Below are 20249 nucleotides of genomic sequence, written 5' to 3'. Positions count from 1 at the left end.
CACACGAGGGGCCCTCCTCAGGCCGACAGTTCGCTTTCCAAGCGTTCAAGCTCGGCGACGACGGCGGCCCGCTTGGGCGAACGCGGCGGCAGGAGCCTGAGCGCGGCAAGCCGGACGTCGACGTCGTTCTTCGCCTCAGGCAGCCCGGCATACTTGAGCAGCGCCTCGGCACTGCCGTCGTTGAGGACCGCCTCGCGCAAGAGCGCCGAGACCTTTTCGCGGAGCTCCACAATGCCGGGTGCTTCCGAATGCGGAAGGACGGCGCCTTTGTAGATCTCCAGCGCGATGCGGTGGGCTCCCCGCTGCAGGCAGGAGAGAACCTGGGCCGCATCCTGGCCGAGGTCGATCGGGAGCCGGTACGGGCGGGATTCCGGGACCGCAGCTGGGTCGAGCTCGTGGAGTACCTTCCGCAGGCGCACCATTTCGGCCCGCAATGTCACGCTTGAGCCGTCCCCCGGATACAGGGCCAGGGCGAGTTCCTCGGCGCTGAGCCCCTCGGGACGGGTCCCCAGCAAGGCCAGGATCTCGCTGTGCCTCGCGGACAGCGGAATGCTGCGCCCTCCCATGCTCAACAAGGCCTGGTCCCGGCCGAGCAACTGGAGGCTGTTCCGATACAGTCCGGTCCCCTGGCGTGAGCCGACCGCGGAGGGCGAGTTCCGACGTCGGGCAGGCGCAGAGTGCTTAGTTGCCGCGAGCTGGAGCCTCTCCACGCGCAATTGCGCCTGCGCAGCCGCCACAGTTGCTTCAACGAGGGAAAGCGTGTGGGGTGCGACGGCGGCTTCCGTGCCTGTGATGTCGACGACGCCGAGCAGGGCCCCGGAGTCAGGGTCATGGAAAGGCACGGCGGTGCAACTCCACGGGTGGACGGAGCGTTTGTAGTGCTCGGCGCCGGAAATCTGGATGCCGCGGCCCAAGGCGAGCGCCGTGCCGGGCGCGCTCGTGCCGACCGCGCCTTCGGACCAGTCCGCGCCTGCCACGAACATCATGCCTTCGGCGCGGCGTCGCATCGCGGGATTTCCGTCCACCCACAGCAAGCGGCCCAGCTCATCCCCCACGGCGACCAGCAGCCCGCTCTCATAGCTGGGCTGGATGAGGAGCTTCTGGATGACGGGCATGATGGTGGCCAGCGGGTGTTGGCGCCGGTACTCCTCGAGCTCGTCGAGGTCTATGACCAGCGGCGCCTCGGGTTGGTCCGGGTTCGCCTTGAGCTGCACGGATCGTTGCCAGGATTCCTTGATCAGGCTGCGTAGACCCGGAAGCTCCGTGGCATCGGGAAGCCCGAAACGCCACGATTCCAGTTGCTCGTGCCCGGCCCGGGCATGATGCTGCAGCAGCTCGGCGGGGTCATTGACCGAAGCTGCCGGATGGATCGGATTCTTCATCGAACTCCCAAAACCGGACGCAGCACAGTACGGGCCAGTCTAGTTGCGACGCGAGGCTTTGTGTACCCGCTCACTCCGGATGGAATTCGTACGACTCGACCTCGCCCAACGCTTCGATCCGGGGTTCGGGCAGTCCAACTTCCGCGACGAGTTCCGCGAAACTGTGGCCGCTGCTGAAGCGATCGAATGTTGCCCTATCCGGGCAAGTGTCGTAGACCGAGATGCCGCCCTCGGTGGAAAGACATACATGGATCTTCAACGCGCCCGGCGGCAGGAGGCCCACCATGCGCTTGTGGCCTTCCAGCAGTTGAGCGGGATCCCCGTCGAAATGGTAGACGCCCATGAACATTGCTTCTCTCCTGTCTTGCTTCAGCTTCAGTGCGGGGCCGCCAACGCCCGCGCGAGGGCGTCGGGTTTGCGGTCCGCCCAGGGTGCGGCCTTCTCGAGCTGGCCAGCCAAGCGAAAGAGCGTGGCCTCGTCCCCGAAACGGCCAAGGAAGGACATGCCCACGGGCAGGCCGGCCGAGTCGGCTCCGAGTGGCACCGACATGGCGGGGTTGCCCGAGATGTTGGCATACTCGCCGTCGAACATGAGGAAACGGCCGGCTTCGCGCTCGCCCCGCAGCGGTTCTTCCTCGGTTCCATTCAGCGTTCCGAGGGGCAACGGTGGCCAGCCGACCGTGGGTGTCATCCAGACGTCGAATTCCTCGAAGAATCCAGCCAGGCGGCGGCTGAAACGCTGCAATTCCTCCATGCCGAGGAGGTACTGGCCACCCGTCACAGCCCGCGAGCGCTCGAAGTCGGCCGCGGTGAACGGCTCGATCTCGCCGGCTTCCGGCGGCCTGCCCGTCCGCTGCGTCCAGTACGCCTCTATCCACGCGATTGCGCCACCGTAGACAGCCCTGACCGCCCGGTGCCCGGCCCTGCCTAGGCCCTCGGGGTGCGCTTCGGTGACACTGTGGCCCAGCCCGGCGAGCAATTCCACGGTTTCCTCGAACACCCGAACGTAGTCCGGATGCACTTGTTGCCCCGAGTTGGGCGTCGCGGTTGCGGCGATGCGGAGCTTTCCGGGGACAGTGCCGGCCTCAAGCAGGAAGGGCCGGGCCTGGGGCGGCGCCCAATAGGGATCGCCGAGCGACTGACCGGCCGTCGCGTCGAGGAGTGCCGCCGAATCGCGCACGCTCCGGGTCAGCGCGTGTTCCACGGCGAAGCCCCCGGCCACGTCGCCATACTCTGGACCCATGGGAACCCGTCCGCGGGTCGGCTTGAACCCGAAAACCCCGCACCAAGCAGCCGGGTAGCGCAGGGATCCGCCAAGATCGTTTCCGTGCGCCATGGGGACCATTCCGGAGGCGACGGCGGCGGCGGACCCGCCGCTGGAGCCGCTCGTGGAAAGCGCCAGGTCCCAAGGGTTTCGGGTGGCACCATGCAAGGCCGGCTCGCAATGCGGGCTGAGCCCGAATTCCGGAGTGTTGGTCTTCCCGAGGATCGCAAGTCCGGCTTTGCGGTACCGGCGCGCAAGCTCCTGGTCCTGGTGTGAGACGTTGTCCTTCAACCAGCGGGAGCCTTCCTTGAAGGGCGCTCCGGCGATCTCAAGGGACAGGTCCTTCACGAGGAAGGGAACCCCGGGAAACGGTGCGTCAGGAGCCGGGCCTTCTGTCCCGGGTTCCAAGTGCGCGACGATGCAATGCAGGACCGGATCGATCTGCCGGATACGGTCCCGGCCGGCGTCGAGCAGTTCGTTCGGCGAGATCGCGCCGCTCCGCACCAGTTCTGCCTGCCCGACGGCGTCAGTCCAGCGGAGCTCCTCGTCCATGGCTCATTTTAGGACCGGGCGTCACGTGCCGCTAGCCGCGGGAGACCTCAATCATGTCCTCGCGCGGAACCACCTTGATGCGTTCGCGTACGACGCCGGCCTCCGGGTTTTCGGCGGTCCATTCGGCGCCGAGGGCTAGTTCGTGCGCATCGAGCTTGTTCCAGCCTTCCCAGGTGGTGTACTCGATGCCCCGCTCTTCCAGGAGGTTGATGATGGCCTGCGGGTCCGGGTTTTCGGCCGGGGGCAGGGTAAGGCGGTCCTCCAGGAGGCAGCCGATGGTCTCCAGCGCGTCACCCTTGGTGTGCCCGATCAGGCCGACGGGTCCGCGCTTGATCCAGCCCGTGGCGTAGATGCCGGGTACCGGCTTGCCGTCGGCGTCCAGCACCCGTCCGCCGTCGTTCGGGATGACACCGCGGCGGGCGTCGTACTCAAGCTCGTCCAGCGGCGAACCGTGGTAGCCGATGGCGCGGTAGACGGCCTGGATCGGATAGTCCACGAACTCGCCGGTGCCCTTGACGTTGCCCGTGCCGTCCAGTTTCATGCGCTCGAACTTGATGCTGGAGACTTTCCCGGAACCGTCTTCCGAAATGATCTCCACCGGGCTGTGCAGGAAGTGCAGGTGCAAGCGGCGGGACGAGGGCTGCTCAGCTTCCGCATGTTCCTCGACGAGCCAGTTGGTCAGCGTGTTGACCATGGTCTTGATCTGGTTGTTGCTGCGGATGGCTTCGTCTGAGGCTTCGTCAAACTCGAAATCTTCCGGGTACAGCACAATGTCCACGTCGTTGGAGTGCGAGAGCTCGCGCAGTTCCAGCGGAGTGAATTTGATCTGGGCCGGGCCGCGGCGGCCGAAGACGTGCACATCCGTGACCGGGGAGGCCTTGAGGGCGGCATAGACGTTGTCCGGGATTTCGGTCACCAGGAGGTCGTCGGCGTGCTTGGAGAGCATGCGGGCCACGTCCAGCGCGACGTTGCCGTTGCCGATGACTGCTACTTCCTTGGCATCCAGCGGCCATTCGCGGGGCACGTCGGGGTGGCCGTCGTACCAGGAGACGAAGTCGGCGCCGCCGAAGGAGCCTTCGAGTTCGATTCCCGGGATGTTCAGGTCCGCGTCCTTGATGGCCCCCGTGGAGAAGATCACCGCGTCGTAGAAGGAGCGGAAGTCGTGCAGGGTGAGGTCGCGGCCATACGTCACGTTGCCGAGGAAGCGGATGTCTCCGCGGTCCAGGACCTTGTGAAGCGCGTTGACGATGCCCTTGATGCGGGGGTGGTCCGGGGCCACGCCATAGCGGATCAGGCCGTACGGCGCGGGGTATGCCTCGAAAAGGTCGATGCTGACCTCGACGTCGCCATCCTTGACCTCGTTCGATTTGGTCAGGATATCCGCGGCGTACACGCCGGCCGGTCCTGCGCCGACAATGGCGACGCGCAGTGGACGTTTTGAGGTGGTTTCGGCCGAGTTGGACACCGTGAACCCTTCTGAGACGGGAATCCGCCCCGCGTGGTGGGGCGCGCAGTTTCCAATTCTAGTTCTCAGTTGTGGCCGGAGTGTCAGTACGTGGCGGGAGGTGACACAACTGGGCGAGGAAACTCACAATAACTTTCCGGCCGTACGGTCAGGAATACCCTCGCAATATGTGATGTTCTTGACTTTGTGTCTACGCCCGAGCAAACCGCGCCCGCCCCGTCCGCCACCGCCGCTTCAACTGCAGCTTCCGCCGCTGCTGCCAAAGCAAAGAAGGAGACGACGGCGGGCGTCGTCTTCGGTATCGGGGCGTACGGCTTGTGGGGGCTGCTTCCGCTCTACTTCCTGGTGCTGCACCCCGCAGGAGCGGTGGAAATCGTTGCCAACCGGGTGGTGTGGTCCCTCATTTTCTGTGCCCTGCTCATTACCATCACCCGGGCATGGCGGCTCCTTGGCAACGCCTTCAGGGACCGGGCGGTCCTTGGCCCGCTCGCGATAGCTGCCGGGCTGATCGCCGTCAACTGGCTGACCTACACTTTCGGCGTTACCACCGGACACGCGGTCGAAGCCTCGCTCGGCTACTTCATCAACCCGCTCGTGTCGGTGCTCCTTGGGGTGTTCGTCCTGAAGGAAAAGCTCCGCCCGCTCCAGTGGGCCGCCGTCGGGATCGGCTTCATCGCCGTCGGGGTCCTGACGGTCTCCTATGGCAAGCTGCCGTGGATCGCCCTGGTCCTGGCGTTCAGCTTTGGACTCTACGGTTTCGTGAAGAAGCGCGTCGGGCCGAAGGTCAACGCCATCACGAGCCTCACTGTGGAGACCGTGGTCCTCGCTCCGATCGCCGGCGCCACCATGATTGTCCTCGGCCTCACGGGAGCCGGAACTTTGGGAAGCAACGGCCCGGGCCACTTCTGGCTGCTGGCGGCTTCAGGCATCATCACGGCCGTGCCGCTCCTGTTCTTCGGTGCCTCCGCGCGCCGACTGCCCATGACCACCATCGGCCTGCTGCAGTATTTCGCGCCGGTCCTCCAGTTCATCGTGGCCCTTGCCGTCTTCCACGAGGCCATGACGCCGGACCGCTGGGTGGGCTTCGGCATTGTGTGGCTGGCGCTGCTGCTCCTGACCCTCGACATGCTGCGCACGGCACGCAAGAACTCGGTCATCAGGAAAAGCGCACGGCTCAGCGCGGCCTAAACAACGTCCCCTTCGCCCCCTCCCACGAGGGGAGATGCCCCGCGTTAAACGCCAAGGATGGACATAGTCACACTATGTCCATCCTTGGTGCGTAGAGGTGGGCATGTCCACCTGAAGCTTGTGGCTAAGCGTTGGCCTTGATGGCCGCTGCCAGGACCTCGAGGCCGTCCAGGAGCAGTTCGTCGCTGATGACCAGGGGCGGCAGCAGACGGATCACGTTGCCGTAGGTACCGCAGGTCAGGATGATCACGCCTTCCTGGAGGCACGCGGCCGCAACGGCCTTGGTCAGTTCCGCGTTCGGTTCCTTGGAGCCGGCCTGGACCAGTTCGATCGCGAGCATGGCACCGCGTCCACGGACGTCGCCGATGACCCCGCCTGCAGAAGGATCAGCCGCGAGCTCACGCAAGCGGCCAAGTGCGACTTCCTCGATGTGGCGGGCGCGGGCGTTGAGGTCGTGCTGCTCCATGGTGCCGATCGCAGCAAGGGCTGCGGCACATGCAACCGGGTTGCCACCGTAGGTGCCTCCCAGGCCGCCCGGGTGGACGGCGTCGAGCAGGTCAGCGCGGCCGGTGATCGCGGACAGCGGGAGGCCGCCGGCGATGCCCTTGGCCATGGTGATGATGTCCGGGACAACACCCTCGTGGTTGACGGCGAACCATTCACCGGTGCGGCAGAAACCGGACTGGACCTCGTCGGCAATGAAGACGATGCCTTTTTCCTTGGCCCATGCGGACAGTGCCGGCAGGAAGCCTTCGGCCGGGACAATGAAGCCGCCCTCGCCCTGGATCGGCTCGATGATGATCGCGGCAACCTGGTCGCCGCCGATCTGCTTCTCGATCATGGTGATGGCGCGCTTGGCGGCCTCTGCACCGGTGATCTCCGGGTTTTCCTCGCGGAATGGGTAGCTCATCGGCATGCGGTAGACCTCGGGCGCGAACGGGCCGAAGTTGGTCTTGTACGGCATGGCCTTGGCCGTGAGTGCCATGGTCAGGTTGGTGCGGCCGTGGTAGGCGTGGTCGAAAGCGACGACGGCATCGCGGCCGGTCGCCAGGCGAGCCACCTTGACGGCGTTCTCCACTGCTTCGGCGCCGGAGTTGAAGAGCACGGTGCGCTTCTCGTGGTCGCCCGGCGTGAGGCGGTTCAGCTGCTCGGCGACGGCGACGTAGCCCTCGTACGGGGTGACCATGAAGCAGGTGTGGGTGAAGTGCGCTGCGGCGTCCTGGACAGCGGCGACGACGGCGGGATCCGAGGCGCCCACGCTGGTCACGGCGATGCCGGAGCCGAGGTCGATGAAGGAGTTGCCGTCGACGTCGCGGATGATGCCGCCGTCGGCGTCCTCAACGTAAACCGGCACGCCCGAGGACACACCGGCGGCGACGACGGCCGCGCGGCGCTCGTTCAGGGCCTGGGACTTGGGACCGGGGAAGGCGCCGTTGATGCTGCGCTTCTGGTCCAGGCGGTAAGTGATTTCATGTGCTGTTGCGGTCATGATGGTTCTTTCTTTCTTATGCTTGCGTGCCGTGTGCCGGCTAAGGGGCCACGCCGGCAGGGTTCCCTGGCCGAAGCGGAGCGAGGTTAGGGTGSCGGTGGGGATTAGGAGTCCAGCGCACTCATCACGTGCTTGATACGCGTGTAGTCCTCGACGCCGTACATGGACAGGTCCTTGCCGTAACCGGACTGCTTGAAGCCGCCGTGCGGCATTTCAGCGGTCAGCAGGATGTGGGTGTTGATCCAGACCGCGCCGAAGTCCAGGTCGCGGCTCATCCGCATCGCGGTGCCGTGGTCCGTGGTCCAGACGCTGGAGGCCAGGGCGTATTCGACGTCGTTGGCCAGCTCGAGTGCCTCGGCCTCGGTGGTGAACTTCTGGACGGTGATGACAGGGCCGAAGGTTTCCTTCTGCACGACGTCGTCAGTCTGCTTGGCGCCGGTGATGATGGTGGGCTCGAAGAAGAAGCCCTTGTCACCCGCACGGTGGCCGCCGGTTTCGATCTTGCAGTTGGCCGGCAGGTGCTCGACCACCGAGTTCACGGCGTTGAAGTGGTTCACGTTGTTGAGCGGGCCGAAGTAGTTCTCGTCGTCGTTCTGCGAACCGGTGTGCAGCGTCTTGGTGTGCTCCACCATCGCGGCAACCATGTCGTCGTGGATGGAGTCCTCGATCAGTACGCGGGTGATGGCCGTGCAGTCCTGGCCGGCGTTGAAGAAGGCGAATTCGGCGATGGCCGCTGCGCTCTTCTTGATGTCGGCATCCTTGAAGACGATCGCCGGGGCCTTGCCGCCGAGCTCCAGGTGGGCACGCTTGAGGCCCTTGGCCGCTCCGCTCGCCACTGCGATGCCGGCACGGACGGAACCGGTGATCGAGACGAGGCCCGGGACCTTGTGCTCGACCATCATGGAGCCTGTGGCCCCGTTGCCGAGGACCACGTTGAGGACGCCGGCCGGGAAGATCTCCCCCGCAAGACGTGCCAGGACCAAGGTGGATTCCGGAGTGGTGTCGGAGGGCTTGAGGACAACGGTGTTGCCTGCGGCGAGGGCGGGGCCGATCTTCCAGATGCCCATGAGGAACGGGTAGTTCCACGGTGCAACCTGGGCCACGACGCCGATCGGTTCGCGGCGGACGTACGAGGTGTGGCCCTCGAAGTACTCGCCGGCGGACTTGCCTTCCATGATGCGCGCGGCGCCCGCGAAGAAGCGAAGCTGGTCTGCGCCAGCGGCAACTTCCTCGGACGCGATGAGGGCGCGGACCTGGCCGGTGTTGCGGTGCTGCGCCTCAACGAGCTCGTCGCTGTTGGCCTCGATGGCATCAGCGAGCTTGAGCAGCATGAGCTGGCGCTGGCCCGGCGTGACATGCTTCCAAGACTTGAAGGCTTCCTTCGCCGCGTTCATGGCAGCATCGACGTCGGCCGCCGTGGAGATGGGCGCATGGGCCACAATCTCCCCGTTGGTGGGGTTCACGATGTCGAGCAGTTCGGTGCCTGCCGGCGTGACGAACTCGCCGTTGATGAAGTTCTGCAAGGTTTGGACCACGGTGTACAACCTCTTTCGGTGTCTAGGCATTGGTTGCAGCTGCTCCGAGCCTATGCCAGCACCCCGCGACGCGGAATAGTCAGGTGCACACCCCGACCACCCCGACTTAGTGCGAATGACCAGTGCGGGGATATCCTTTTTGGCATGGCAATGTCACTCGCCGCGCTCGTCGCCGTCCCCTCCCTTCGGCTCCGCAAAGCCGGCCTCGCGGAAACCACCTGGAACGAAGATATCCGCTGGGTGGCCGTGACCGAGCAGGAGGATCCCCAACGCTTCCTCAATGGCGGCGAGTTGATCCTGACCACCGGGCTCAGGCTCAACGGGGCAGCTGAACAACGCCGCTTCGTGCGCCAGGTCCAGCGCGCGGGAGCCGTTGGCATCGGCTTCGGCACCGGACTGACCCACGAGTCCGTGCCCCCGGCCCTCATCGCGGAGGCGAACCGCTGGGGCCTTCCCCTCGTGGAAGTCCCCTACGAGACCCCCTTCATCGCCATCGGCAAACTCGTGGCCGACTCCCAATCAGCAGACCACTACTCCAAGCTGGAGCGCCTCATCGCCGGCCACCAGATCCTGGCCCGGGCCCTGCTGACCGGCGGCGGGCTTGGCGAATTGCTCAAACAGTTGGGCAGCATGCTCCGGTCCGACATCGCGCTCACGCAGTTCAGCGCCCAGCTCTACAACAGTGTGGCCGGCAGCCCCGCGCCGACGGCTGACGACTGGGCGTCCTTCCCCATCCCGACAGGCCGCCGCGACGCGTGCACCCTCTGGATCAAGCAACCCTTCGGCGACACCGGAATTGTCAGTTACGCCCAGAACCTGATCAGCGTGGAACTCAACAACATGGTCAAGCAGCGCCAGAGCCAGCGGGCGTTGGCGGGCCAGGTGCTGGACGATGTCATCCACGGAACCCTGGACAGCGTGGAGGGCGCCCGCCGCCTGGCCGGCGTCGGAATCAACAGCACGCGCAAGAACGTGGTGCTTCTGGTGGTCTCTGCCGCCCACCACAAACAACTCAGCAGCACATCGCTACCGCAGTCGCTCGACGGCGGGGTGACCGCCGTCGTCGGGAAGGACCTGGTGACGGTAGTGCCCGACGACGGCAGTTCCGCGAGCGCGCTCGCCAAGGACCTCAGCGACCACCTTTTGGAAGCGGGGATCCATGCGGTGATCGGGATCGGCGGCGCGTACACCAAGCCGAACGGCGTGCGCTGGAGCTACTTCGAAGCGCGCGACGCCGTGGCGCACGGCCTGCCGGTCAACGAACCTGAGCGGCTCAGCCTGACGTCGCTGTTGCTGGCAAGCGAGGATGTGCCGTTGGCCGACATGGCCAGCGAGGCCCTCACTCCCCTGCGCAAGTTCGACGCCACCCACGGTTCCGAGCTCGTTTCGACCCTGGAAAGCTACCTCAACCACAACGGTTCTGTGGCCGCCGTCGCCGAAGCCCTGACCTTGCACCGCAACACCGTGCGCTACCGCTTGGCCCAAATCACCGACCTCACCGGCTACGACCCCGCCCAGACGCCGGACCGGGTGCAGCTGTGGCTGGCTCTGGCCGTGCAGCGACTGGGAGCGCGCAACCCGCGCTGAGGATTCTTCGCCGCGGGCCCAACTAGCTCGCATTTGTTGTCGTTTTCGGGGCTGAAAACGACATTAAGTGCGAGTCAGTTGGGCTCCTGCGCAGCGTGGAGAGATTCACCACAAAAGTTCGCGCAGCAAACGTCAAACGTCTAACCTTTAAGCATGGCCTCGACTCACCCGACTCCCCACGCAACGGAAGCAACAACTGTGCCCACCACCGGCGGTACGGTGGCGCCGAAATCCCGGGTGGTCGCCGTCGTCGGGATCATCGCCGTCATCCTGATCGGCCTGAACCTGCGCGCCGGCATCACCAGCGCGGCGGCACTGTTCCACGATTTGCAGGCATTCCTCGGCTACGGGGCGCTCGTCGCGTCGATTCTTCCGTCCATCCCCTTGCTGTGCTTCGCCGTTGCAGGATTGGGCACCTCGTGGCTGTCGCGCCGGATCGGCGTCGAGAAGTCGATCTTCGTGGCGCTGGCCATGCTGGCCGCCGGGCTCCTGGTCCGCAGCGTCCCCGCGACCGGCGCCCTCCTCGCCGGAACAGTGCTGGCGATGTCCGGCCTCGCGGTGTGCAACGTGGCCATGCCGTCGTACATCCGGGAGCACTATGCGAGCAAGACATCCATGATGACCGGCCTCTACACCTTCACGATGTCCGGCGGCGCCACCTTCGCCGCGGCAGTCAGCGTGCCCCTGGCCCAGCAACTGGGCTCACCGTCGATGGGACTGGCCGCGTGGGGCATCCTCGGAGTCGCAGCACTTCTCGGCTTCCTCCCGATGGTCCTCCACACCCATCGCCGTTCACGCAAGGCCGGCCAGGAGCACGTGTCCATGTGGCCCCTCCTGCGCACCCGGCTGGGATTCCTCATCACTTCCATCTTCACGTTGCAGGCCCTCCTTGCGTATGCCGTGATGAGCTGGTTTGCCTACATCCTGACAAGCCAAGGACTGAGCGCTTCAGAGAGCGGCCTTCAGTTCGGGCTCATGCAACTGGTCTCGGTGGCCGCTGGCATGATCCTCCTGGTCATCGGCTCGCGGCCCGGCATGATGCGGCCCGCCCTGTACCTGGGAAGCGGAACCACCCTTCTGGCAATCCCTGCGATGCTGTTGCTGCCGACGTCGTTAGCGGCCGTTCCCGCCGTGATGTTCGGTTTCGGCCTGGGCATCTTCCCGCTGGTCCTGGTGATCATCAGCCGCAGCGGGCGTACGACGGCGGAGACCACCGCCATGTCCACCGTCGCCCAGTCCGTGGGGTACTTGATTGCGGCGTTGGGTCCGTTCGGCATGGGCCTGCTCCATAGTGCCACCGGTGCTTGGACGCTCCCCTTGGCGCTCCTTGCCGCGGTTGCCCTGGCCCTCATGGTCACCTGCCACCAGTTGACCAGCAAGCGGACGCCGATCAAGGCCGGACCAAGGCCCGTGGCATGAGCCTGGTCCCCTCGCACCGTCCCGTCCTGGCCGATGAGGTCACCCGCCAGCTGCGCGGCATGATCCAGTCCGGAGAGTGGCCGCTTCAGGAGAAGATTCCGGCCGAGCCGGAGCTCATGGCCTCGCTCGGAGTCTCGCGAGGGACGCTCCGCGAAGCCATCAAAGCTTTGGCGCACAGTGGCATGTTGGAGGTTCGCCGCGGTGACGGCACCTATGTCCGGGCCACGAGCGAGATCTCCGGCGCGGCCCAACGAATGTACAAGGAACATACGCAGGAGCATGTAGTCGAGGTCCGGGTGGGGCTCGACACCCAAGCCGCCCGACTGGCAACGAAGCATGCCACCGCCGAGGACATCGCCGCGATGCGGGCCCTTCTCCAAGTACGCCACGACGCCTGGCTCGCGGCCGACTACCCCGCCTGGGCCCGAGCGGACTGGGATTTCCACGAGCGAGTGGCCCTGGCTTCGGGCAACCCGTTGCTGCACCAGTTGTATGTGTCTTTCGGCGGGGTCTTCCACGACGATCTCCTGCGCCAACAACGCAAGGCCGGCTTCAACGGCATCCCCCACGAGGGCCACGACGAGCTCGCCGACGCCATCGAGGCACGCGACGAGGCCGCCGCCGTCGCGAGCGTGTACCGCAACCTGGACTTCGCCGCGGAATGGCTCAACAACTGACGCTCGCTCACATCTGACCGGCTTTCCCCCGACGCTCGCTCACATCTATCGCGGTTTTGACCGACGCTCGCTCACATCATGTGAGCGACCGTCCGCCGGAAACGCCCCATAGGTGAGCGAGCGTCTGCCGTGGGCCGGGCGGTTTAGGCCGGAGCGGAGCTTGTCAGCTCGACACCGGCATCAGCTGCCTCGCGGAAGAGTGCGTCGATGAGCACCACGTCGCGGCCTCCACGATGAAGCAGGCTTGCGGCGACGCTGGCCCGGTAGCCGGAAGTGCAATGCACCCAGATCCTCGCCATCGGCAACTCGTCCAGCCGGAGCAGAAGCTCGTGCAGCGGAACATTCACTGCCCCGGACACATGGGAGGCGCCAAATTCTTCGGTTCGGCGTACGTCCAGGACCGTTTCACCCGGGGCCCGGTCCCGCACCAGCCCCGCCCAGCCGCTGATCGGATATTGCACCAAAGACGTTCCTGGTGCCAGAGCCCCGGGATCCTCGCCGACGGCGGTATCCGGGGAGTCGATCCCGATCCTCACGAGGTCGCGAATGGCCTTTTCGACGTCGTCATGGGCGCCGAGCAGGGTCAGCGGCTGGTTCCATGGCAGGACCCAACCAAGGTAGCTCGTGAAGCTCGATCCCGACCCGTATTCAAAGGCCACACTGCCGCGCAGGTGGCTCGCAGCGAATGCGACCCGGTTGCGCAGGTCCACCACCCATTCCCCGGCCTCGAGCCTGCGCTCCAGCTCAGCGGATTCCACCGATTCCGGGACTTCCAGCAACGCGGGCCCCGGGCCCAGGGCGTTGAGCGGACTCATGTGGGCGTAGTAGCTCGGGTAGGCCGTGATATTCGCCAGGAGGTGCCTGACAAAGTGGTCTTCGTCCGGGTCGGTGAGCGCATGATTGGTGGCGGCCTGCTCCCCGATCGTCGATGCGGGGATCCTGCTCGCGGGACCGATGGAGCAGAACGAACCGAAGCCATGGGTGGGATACAGGATCGCGTCCGGTGCTGACTCAGCTACGAGCCTCCGAACCGAGGCGTATTGGTCACGAGCCAGTCCAGCAGTATCGTCCGGGCCAATCAAATCCGTCCGGCCCACCGAACCGTAGAGCAGGCTGCCACCGGAGAACACCGCTTGCCGGACGCCCGCCCCGGGGTCGGGGTCCGAAACGACATAGGCCAGGTGCGTGTGCGTATGGCCCGGCGTGGCCACCGGTTTGACTGAAAGCCGGCCTACCTTGAACGCCTGCCCCGGAACAACCGGCTCACGCTCAAACGCCACGTTGTCCGCGGCATTCACCAAGTAGCGGGCGCCGTGGTCACGGGCGAGGATGAGGCCACCCGTGAGGTAGTCGTTGTGGAGGTGGGTCTCTGCGACGTGCGTGATGGCCACTTCCGCAGCACGAGCTGCTGTTTCGACGCGGTCGGTGTCACGCTGGGGGTCGATCACGAGCGCCACCGTGCCGTCATGAACGAGGTAGCTGCGGTCCCCCAGCGGGGTGGTTTCAATGACCACGACGTCCATGCGGAGAGTTTAGCCCCGAAAACGCGCAACGCGGGGTCACTTAGCGCCCATTCCGATGCTCCGGATGGGCGCTAAGTGACCCCGCGTTGTAGAACTAGACCTGTGCGGCTACGCCATCGCGGGAGATGTCCACCATGTCCTCACGCGGCACAACCTTGATGCGTTCGCGCTGGACCTCGACGCCGTGCGAGGTGCCGGCGTCGGAAGCGGCGGCACCCAAAGCGAGCTCGTGGGCGTCCAGGGCCAGCCAGCCTTCCCAGCTGGTGAACTTCACGCCGCGGGCGTCCAGAAGTTCGACGACGGCGTCCGCCTCGGGAACGGCGGCGAGCGGCAGGTTTTCGCGGTCTTCCAGGAGGTACGTGACCGTCTCCAGTGCGTCACCCTTGGTGTGGCCGATGAGGCCGATGGGGCCCCGCTTGATCCAACCCGTTGCGTACAGGCCCGGAACGTGCTCGCCGGAAGCGTCCAGCACGCGGCCGCCGTCGTTCTGGACGACCCCGCGCCGGTGATCGAACTCGACGTCCGGCAGGGCGGAGCCGAAGTAGCCGATGGCGCGGTATACGGCCTGGACAGGGTAGTCGACGATCTCGCCGGTACCGCGTGCGTTGCCCGTGCCGTCCAGTTCGGTGCGCTCGAACTTGATCGCGGCAACCTTGCCCGGGTTCTCTGCCGAGTCGACGATCTCCACCGGGCTGTGCAGGAAGTGCAGGTGCAGGCGGCGGGAGGCCTTGAGCTCGGAGAGGTCCTCCGGCTGCTCGGCGATCCAGTTGGTGAGGGTGCCCACCATGGTCTTGGTCTGATTGTTCGTCTGGATCTGGCGGTCCGACTCTTCGTCGAACTCGAAGTCCTCGGCGTAGAGGATGATGTCCACGTCCTTGGAGTGGGACAGCTCGCGGAGTTCCAGCGGGGTGAACTTCACCTGCGCCGGACCGCGGCGGCCGAAGACGTGAACATCGGTAACCGGGGAAGCCTTGAGGCCGGCGTAGACGTTGTCCGGGATTTCGGTCACCAGGAGGTCGTCGGCGTGCTTGGAGAGGACGCGGGCAACGTCCAGTGCCACATTGCCGTTGCCGAGGACCGCCACGGAGGTGGCTTCCAACGGCCACTCGCGGGAAACGTCGGGGTGGCCGTCGTACCACGAGACGAAGTCGGCGCCGCCGAAGGAGCCCTCCAGTTCGATGCCGGGGATGTTCAGGTCCGCGTCCTTGATGGCGCCGGTGGCGAAGATGACGGCGTCGTAGTGCGTGCGCAGGTCTTCGATGGAGATGTCCGTGCCGTAGTCGACGTTGCCGAAGAAGCGGATGTCGCCGCGGTCCAGGACCTTGTGCAGGGCGTTCACGATGCCCTTGATGCGGGGGTGGTCCGGGGCAACGCCATAGCGGATCAGGCCGTAGGGGGCCGGGTAGCGGTCGAAGAGGTCGATGCTGACCGTCAGCTCGCCGCTCTTGACGGCCTCGCTCTTGGTCAGGATGTCAGCTGCGTAGACGCCGGCCGGGCCGGAGCCGACGACGGCGACGCGCAGCGGACGTGCGGCGGTTCCTACGGTGGTGCTAGATGACACGGCTGTGTTCCTTTTCAGTGTGCTTCCCAACTAGCTCGCATTCGTTGTCGTTTTGAGGGCTCATAACGACAACAACTGCGAGCTAGTTGGGTGAGGGGCTAGGGGGTAACGACGCGGGGCTTGTTGGGGCTCAGGGTGCTGTAGTCAGCGGTCTTGAAATGTTCGGGGGCAAACGGGCTGACACGCACCACATCGCCGATCACAATGACTGCGGGGTTTGCGACGCCGGCGGCCTCGGCTTGATCGGCAATCGTCGCCAGAGTGCCGATCGTGACGCGCTGTTCGGGCATGTAGCCGTTCTCTACGATACCTACTGGCGTGTCCAAGGGCATTCCGGATTCCGCGAGGGCAGCGGCGGATTCGCGAAGTTTGGCAACTCCCATGAGCAGGATCACGGTGTGGTCGGGCCGGGCCGGGACTTCGGACAGTTCCTCGTGGCCTGTCACCACGCTGAAGCCCTTCGCGAGTCCGCGGTGCGTCACGGGAATGCCTGCTGCCGCCGGTACGGAAATCGCCGAGGTCACACCGGGAACCACTTCTACCTCGACGCCGTTCTGCCGGCAGAATTCGGCTTCCTCGCCGCCGCGGCCCAGGACGTAAGGGTCGCCGCCTTTGAGCCGGACCACACGGTGGCCGGCCAAGGCTTCCTCCACGAGGATCCGGTTGATCTCCAGTTGCGGCACGGGGTGGTGCCCTGGAGTCTTCCCGACCTCGATCACGCGGACGTCCGGAGCGAGTTCCTGCAGCAAGCCGCGCGGTCCGAGGCGGTCCGCGACGACGACGTCGGCCTGGCCCAGGAGGCGACGGCCGCGGACGGTGATGAGTCCGGAGTCACCAGGGCCGCCACCCACGAGGGCTACGCTTCCGGTGGAGGCACGACGACGGCGCAGCGGGAGGTCTCCCGTCTCAAGTGCGGTGGCAACTGCGTCGCGCAAGGCCATGGCACGGCGTGGGTCTCCCCCGGCGTTGATGGCGATCTTGACGTCGTCGACTACGGCGACGGCGGGCGTCCAGGCTGCCGAGGATTCGTGGTCCGAGGCGTTGACGCACCAGACGCGCTGCACCTCGGCGTCGGCTGCTACCTGGGCGTCCACAGCGGCAACGCCAGTGGCCGTCTGGACGAACCAGACGCCGTCGACGTCGGAGGAAAGGTAAGTGCGCGGCTCCCACGTGAGCAGGCCGGAGGCGGCGAGTTCGCGGAGCGCGTCAGAGGCAACGGGGGCAACCACGGTCACCCGGGCGCCGGCGTCGAGCAGTCCTTTGGCGCGTCGGGCAGCCACTGGTCCGCCGCCCACCACCAGCACCGGGCGGCCGAGCAGCCGCAGGGCTGTGGGGTAGATGTCCTGTATTGCCATGAAAAAACTGTAGGGCCGGGCCGTAACATGCTTCAAAGGTCCGGAAACACCAGTTCACGCTAGGTAACCCGGCGTCACATTACGCTTGCTCGGCGGGGGCCTCCCAGCCGATCGCCGGGGCGACGTATTTGGCGATGTTGCCCAGCAGCTTGGCGTTGTATTCCACCCCGAGTTGGTTGGGCACGGTAATCAGCACGGTGTCCGCAGCCTGGACCGCGGCGTCCTGCGCGAGGTCCTCGGCCAAGGCATCGGGCGCGCCGACGTAACTCTTGCCGAAACGTGACAGGGCACCGTCGAGCATGCCCACCTGGTCCCGGTTTTCCACCTGCGCACGGAGCCCGAAATAGTGTTCGTCCTCGTCGTCCACCACGGGAATGATGCTGCGGCTGACCGAAACACGGGGCTCGAAACCGTGTCCGGCTGCCGCCCAAGCCTCCCGGAACATGCTGATCTGTTCGGCCTGGAGCTGGTCGAAGGGAACCCCTGTGTCCTCGGTGAGGAGGGTGGAGCTCATGAGGTTCATACCTTGTTCCGCGGCCCAGACGGCGGTCTTGCGGGTGCCTGCGCCCCACCAGATGCGCCGTGGCAGCCCGGGCGACGACGGCTGGATCGGCAGGAGGCCGCGGCCGCCGCCCATGAAGGAGGGATCGGCTTCGGCCACTCCATGGCCTGCGATGGCATGCCGGAAGACGGCAGTGTGGCGTCGGGCCATCGCGGCGTCGTCCTCGCCCTCGGCGGGTGCGTAGCCGAAGTATCGCGAGCCGTGCAGGGCCGGCTCGGGTGAACCACGGCTAACGCCCAACTGGAGCCTGCCTTGGCTGATGAGGTCGGTCGCTGCTGCTTCTTCTGCCATGTAGAGCGGGTTTTCGTAGCGCATGTCGATCACGCCCGTGCCCATTTCGATCCGGCTGGTCCGGGCCGCGATGGCCGCCAGCAAGGGGAACGGCGAGGCTTGCTGGCGCGCAAAGTGGTGCACCCGGAAGAAGGCCCCGTTGATGCCGAGTTCCTCCGCCGCAACCGCAAGGTCGATCCCTTGGAGCAAGGCGTCGCCGGCCGAAGGAGTGCGCGAGCCTTGGACGGGTCCCCAATGGCCGAAGGAAAGAAAGCCGATTCGTTTCATGCCCGCGTCAACCACGGGGCGGGCCGGGGAATTCCTTGGGCGCTTTCACGGTGAGGCGCGCCTGCCGAAAGAAGAAGCGCCCGACGGCGGGAGTCGCCGTCGGGCCCGTTCGACAGCTGGCGCCCCGCTCAGGTGAGCCTGGTGATCTGGACCTGCACGCTCAAGACCGATCCGCCGCCGCCGGAAAGAATCCCCCGAACCGGCGCAACGTCACGGTAGTCCCGGCCGCGAGCCACCGTCACGTGGAGGTTGCCTGCAGGCTTGTGGTTGGTGGGATCCCAGCTGCGCCATTCGCCGTCCCACCACTCGAGCCACGCGTGGGACTGTCCCGCAACGGTCTCCCCCACAGCCGCATCGGGGACCGGGTGGATGTAGCCCGACACGTACCGCGCCGGAATGCCCAGGCTGCGCAAAGCCGCAATCCCGAGGTGGGCCAGGTCTTGGCAAACCCCCTTGCGCTGTTGCCAGACCTGCTCGGCATTGGTGGTGACGCTGGTGACTCCCTTGACATACTCCAGGTTGGCCCGCATCCATTCCATGACGGCGGGGGCCGCTTCCGCCGGTTCCAGGCCCGCCGCCACACCAGCCACCGCCTTGCGGATCTCCTTGCCGATCGCCGTGAGCTGAGAAGGCGCAAGCCACTCGCTGAAGGCGTCGGTGGTGGTGCTGGATCTGATCTCGTCCCAGCCAAGTCCCGACGACGACGGCGGCCCGGCGCCGCGGTCCACCTCGACGGTGGACACAGCAGTCACTTTCATCTCGCCATGCCGGTGCTGCATGTCGAACGTGCTCACCCGGGAACCCCAGTAGTCCCGATAGCTCCCGACGGCGGCCTGCGATGGCGACACTTTCAGCCTGGATTCCAGCACCACCTGCTGGGCATCGCTGAGCGGCGTCAACCTCGCTTCGTTGTAGGACCGGGTCACGCTCTTCTTGTATTTGTATGCCGTGGTGTGCACGATGCTGAGCCGGGTCATGAGACTTCCCCTATCCATTCGAGTTCAGAGGCCTGGTTGAAGTATTTGCGGGAGACGGCCTCGGAGGCTTGACTGACCGCCCTCTGCACGCGGTCCATATGCTCGGGCAGTTCCTCAAGGAGATTGTCCGTGCGATGGAACTCCAGGAAGGTGCGGGCCTGCCCCACCACCCGCCGGGCGTCGTCGATGAAACCCACCCGTTGCGCGGAGGGGTCCAGCTTGGAAAGGCACTCTTCGGCGTCCCGCAGCGCGTACACGATGGAGCGGGGGAAAAGCCTGTCCAGGAGAAGGAATTCGGCAGCGTCCTGGTCTCCCGAGGATCCACCCCGGTTCCGCAGGAATGATTCGTAGGCCCCGGCACAATGGAGCATGTTCACCCATGAGAGGCTGCCGGAGAGCAAGTCCCTTGTGGAGAGCATGCGCGCCGTCATATCGGCGCGTTCCAGGGAACGCCCCAACACCATGAAGAGCCAACTGTCATCGTGGCTGACGGTCGAGTCGGCAGAGCCGGAGACCATGGCGGTGCGTTCAAGCACCCAATGGCAGAAGCGGTATGTTCCCACCAGGTCCTTGCGTTGTTTCTTGAGTCCGTTGTGGGTGGTGTTCAGTCCTTCCCAGAGGCTTGACGACACCGTTTCCCTGGCGCGCCTCGCGTTCTCCCGGGCCGCGGAGAGCGATCCCGCGATGGACGTGGGGTTCGCCTTGTCATGGGCCAGGCATTTGAGGAGCCGATCCAGCGTCACGGCCTCCGTCCCGGGGTCAGAGCCCATCAGGGCCAGAAGGTTCCTCGAGACGCGGTTCTGCTCGTCTTCGCCCAGGCCATTGAGGCGTTCGAGGTGGACGTCCAGGATTCTGGCCGTTCCGTCGGCCCGCTCCACATAGCGGCCGATCCAGAACAGCGATTCAGCGATACGGCTGAGCATGTTTCTACCTCCTGTGGCTACGGATTGATGTGGTGGTACCTTCATTCACTGGTCAGCCCCGCGGTTCACTGGTCAGCCCCGTCCCGCCAGTTGCTTTCGACGGGCCAGACCGAGACCTGTTCCCGGACCGTGATCGCGGACCGCGGCAGCTCGACGGCGGGCAGCCGCGGGGAGTCCGAGAGCACCCAGGTGTCCTTGGACCCGCCGCCCTGGGAGGAGTTCACGATCAGCGA

General features: G+C 65.8%; 16 protein-coding genes. 4 read left to right on the top strand and 12 right to left on the bottom strand.

What is annotated here, in order from left to right; translation table 11 throughout:
* Nucleotides 1-17: 17 nt before the first annotated feature.
* From AC1DJW_RS15490 to AC1DJW_RS15475, 4 genes are all read right to left on the bottom strand, one after another.
* A complete protein-coding gene (locus AC1DJW_RS15490; protein WP_284753299.1) occupies nt 18-1382 on the bottom strand; it encodes a GAF domain-containing protein in 1365 nt (454 codons plus the stop codon).
* Nucleotides 1383-1452: 70 nt separating this feature from the next.
* Nucleotides 1453-1731, bottom strand: coding sequence for a hypothetical protein (locus tag AC1DJW_RS15485; protein ID WP_284753298.1), 279 nt, complete (start codon nt 1729-1731; stop codon nt 1453-1455).
* Between the two features lie 26 nt (nt 1732-1757).
* Complete coding sequence (locus AC1DJW_RS15480; protein WP_476901807.1) at nt 1758-3197, bottom strand: amidase; 1440 nt, start codon at nt 3195-3197, stop codon at nt 1758-1760.
* A 31-nt stretch (nt 3198-3228) separates the two neighbouring features.
* Nucleotides 3229-4662 (bottom strand): FAD-dependent oxidoreductase, encoded by a 1434-nt coding sequence (locus tag AC1DJW_RS15475; protein WP_284753295.1) that lies wholly within the window; start codon nt 4660-4662, stop codon nt 3229-3231.
* 186 nt (nt 4663-4848) lie between these two features.
* On the opposite strand from AC1DJW_RS15475, the gene rarD reads away from it, so the two are divergent.
* Nucleotides 4849-5850 carry an EamA family transporter RarD gene (rarD, locus tag AC1DJW_RS15470; protein ID WP_476901806.1) on the top strand — a complete coding sequence of 334 codons (1002 nt, stop codon included), beginning with the start codon at nt 4849-4851 and terminating at the stop codon, nt 5848-5850.
* A 124-nt stretch (nt 5851-5974) separates the two neighbouring features.
* Here the strand turns inward: rarD and gabT are convergent, their stop codons facing one another.
* Both gabT and AC1DJW_RS15460 read right to left on the bottom strand, forming a co-directional pair.
* On the bottom strand, nt 5975-7339 hold the full coding sequence (gabT, locus tag AC1DJW_RS15465; RefSeq protein WP_306959036.1) for a 4-aminobutyrate--2-oxoglutarate transaminase: 1365 nt from the start codon (nt 7337-7339) through the stop codon (nt 5975-5977).
* Between the two features lie 104 nt (nt 7340-7443).
* A complete protein-coding gene (locus AC1DJW_RS15460; protein WP_284753291.1) occupies nt 7444-8874 on the bottom strand; it encodes a gamma-aminobutyraldehyde dehydrogenase in 1431 nt (476 codons plus the stop codon).
* Between the two features lie 144 nt (nt 8875-9018).
* Here AC1DJW_RS15460 and AC1DJW_RS15455 point away from each other — a divergent pair, with 144 nt between their 5' ends.
* The 3 genes from AC1DJW_RS15455 to AC1DJW_RS15445 all read left to right on the top strand — a co-directional run bounded on the left by AC1DJW_RS15455 (nt 9019) and on the right by AC1DJW_RS15445 (nt 12557).
* Nucleotides 9019-10461: a PucR family transcriptional regulator gene (locus tag AC1DJW_RS15455; protein WP_284753289.1), complete on the top strand. Its 1443-nt coding sequence runs from the start codon at nt 9019-9021 to the stop codon at nt 10459-10461.
* Nucleotides 10462-10614: 153 nt separating this feature from the next.
* Nucleotides 10615-11880: an MFS transporter gene (locus tag AC1DJW_RS15450; protein WP_476901805.1), complete on the top strand. Its 1266-nt coding sequence runs from the start codon at nt 10615-10617 to the stop codon at nt 11878-11880.
* Nucleotides 11877-12557, top strand: a complete 681-nt coding sequence (locus AC1DJW_RS15445) for a FadR/GntR family transcriptional regulator (protein WP_284753287.1) — start codon at nt 11877-11879, stop codon at nt 12555-12557. Before AC1DJW_RS15450 ends, AC1DJW_RS15445 begins: the two co-directional genes overlap by 4 nt.
* Nucleotides 12558-12700: 143 nt before the next feature.
* Here AC1DJW_RS15445 and AC1DJW_RS15440 read toward each other — a convergent pair whose 3' ends face one another.
* The 6 genes from AC1DJW_RS15440 to AC1DJW_RS15415 form a co-directional block, all read right to left on the bottom strand.
* Nucleotides 12701-14080, bottom strand: coding sequence for an MBL fold metallo-hydrolase (locus AC1DJW_RS15440; protein WP_476901804.1), 1380 nt, complete (start codon nt 14078-14080; stop codon nt 12701-12703).
* Nucleotides 14081-14174: 94 nt separating this feature from the next.
* On the bottom strand, nt 14175-15641 hold the full coding sequence (locus AC1DJW_RS15435; RefSeq protein WP_284753284.1) for an FAD-dependent oxidoreductase: 1467 nt from the start codon (nt 15639-15641) through the stop codon (nt 14175-14177).
* 98 nt (nt 15642-15739) lie between these two features.
* Nucleotides 15740-16996: a uroporphyrinogen-III C-methyltransferase gene (gene cobA / locus AC1DJW_RS15430; protein ID WP_476901803.1), complete on the bottom strand. Its 1257-nt coding sequence runs from the start codon at nt 16994-16996 to the stop codon at nt 15740-15742.
* Between the two features lie 79 nt (nt 16997-17075).
* Nucleotides 17076-18116 carry an LLM class flavin-dependent oxidoreductase gene (locus tag AC1DJW_RS15425; RefSeq protein WP_476901802.1) on the bottom strand — a complete coding sequence of 347 codons (1041 nt, stop codon included), beginning with the start codon at nt 18114-18116 and terminating at the stop codon, nt 17076-17078.
* Nucleotides 18117-18244: 128 nt separating this feature from the next.
* Nucleotides 18245-19093, bottom strand: a complete 849-nt coding sequence (locus AC1DJW_RS15420) for a transglutaminase family protein (RefSeq protein WP_284753279.1) — start codon at nt 19091-19093, stop codon at nt 18245-18247.
* Nucleotides 19090-20016 (bottom strand): alpha-E domain-containing protein, encoded by a 927-nt coding sequence (locus AC1DJW_RS15415; RefSeq protein ID WP_284753277.1) that lies wholly within the window; start codon nt 20014-20016, stop codon nt 19090-19092. The genes AC1DJW_RS15420 and AC1DJW_RS15415 overlap by 4 nt, the downstream gene beginning before the upstream one ends.
* Nucleotides 20017-20249 lie beyond the last annotated feature (233 nt).

Source organism: Arthrobacter sp. 05L417 (assembly GCF_056397865.1).
The sequence above is the reverse complement of the archived record's forward strand: the minus strand, read 5'-3'. Positions and strand labels throughout refer to the sequence as shown.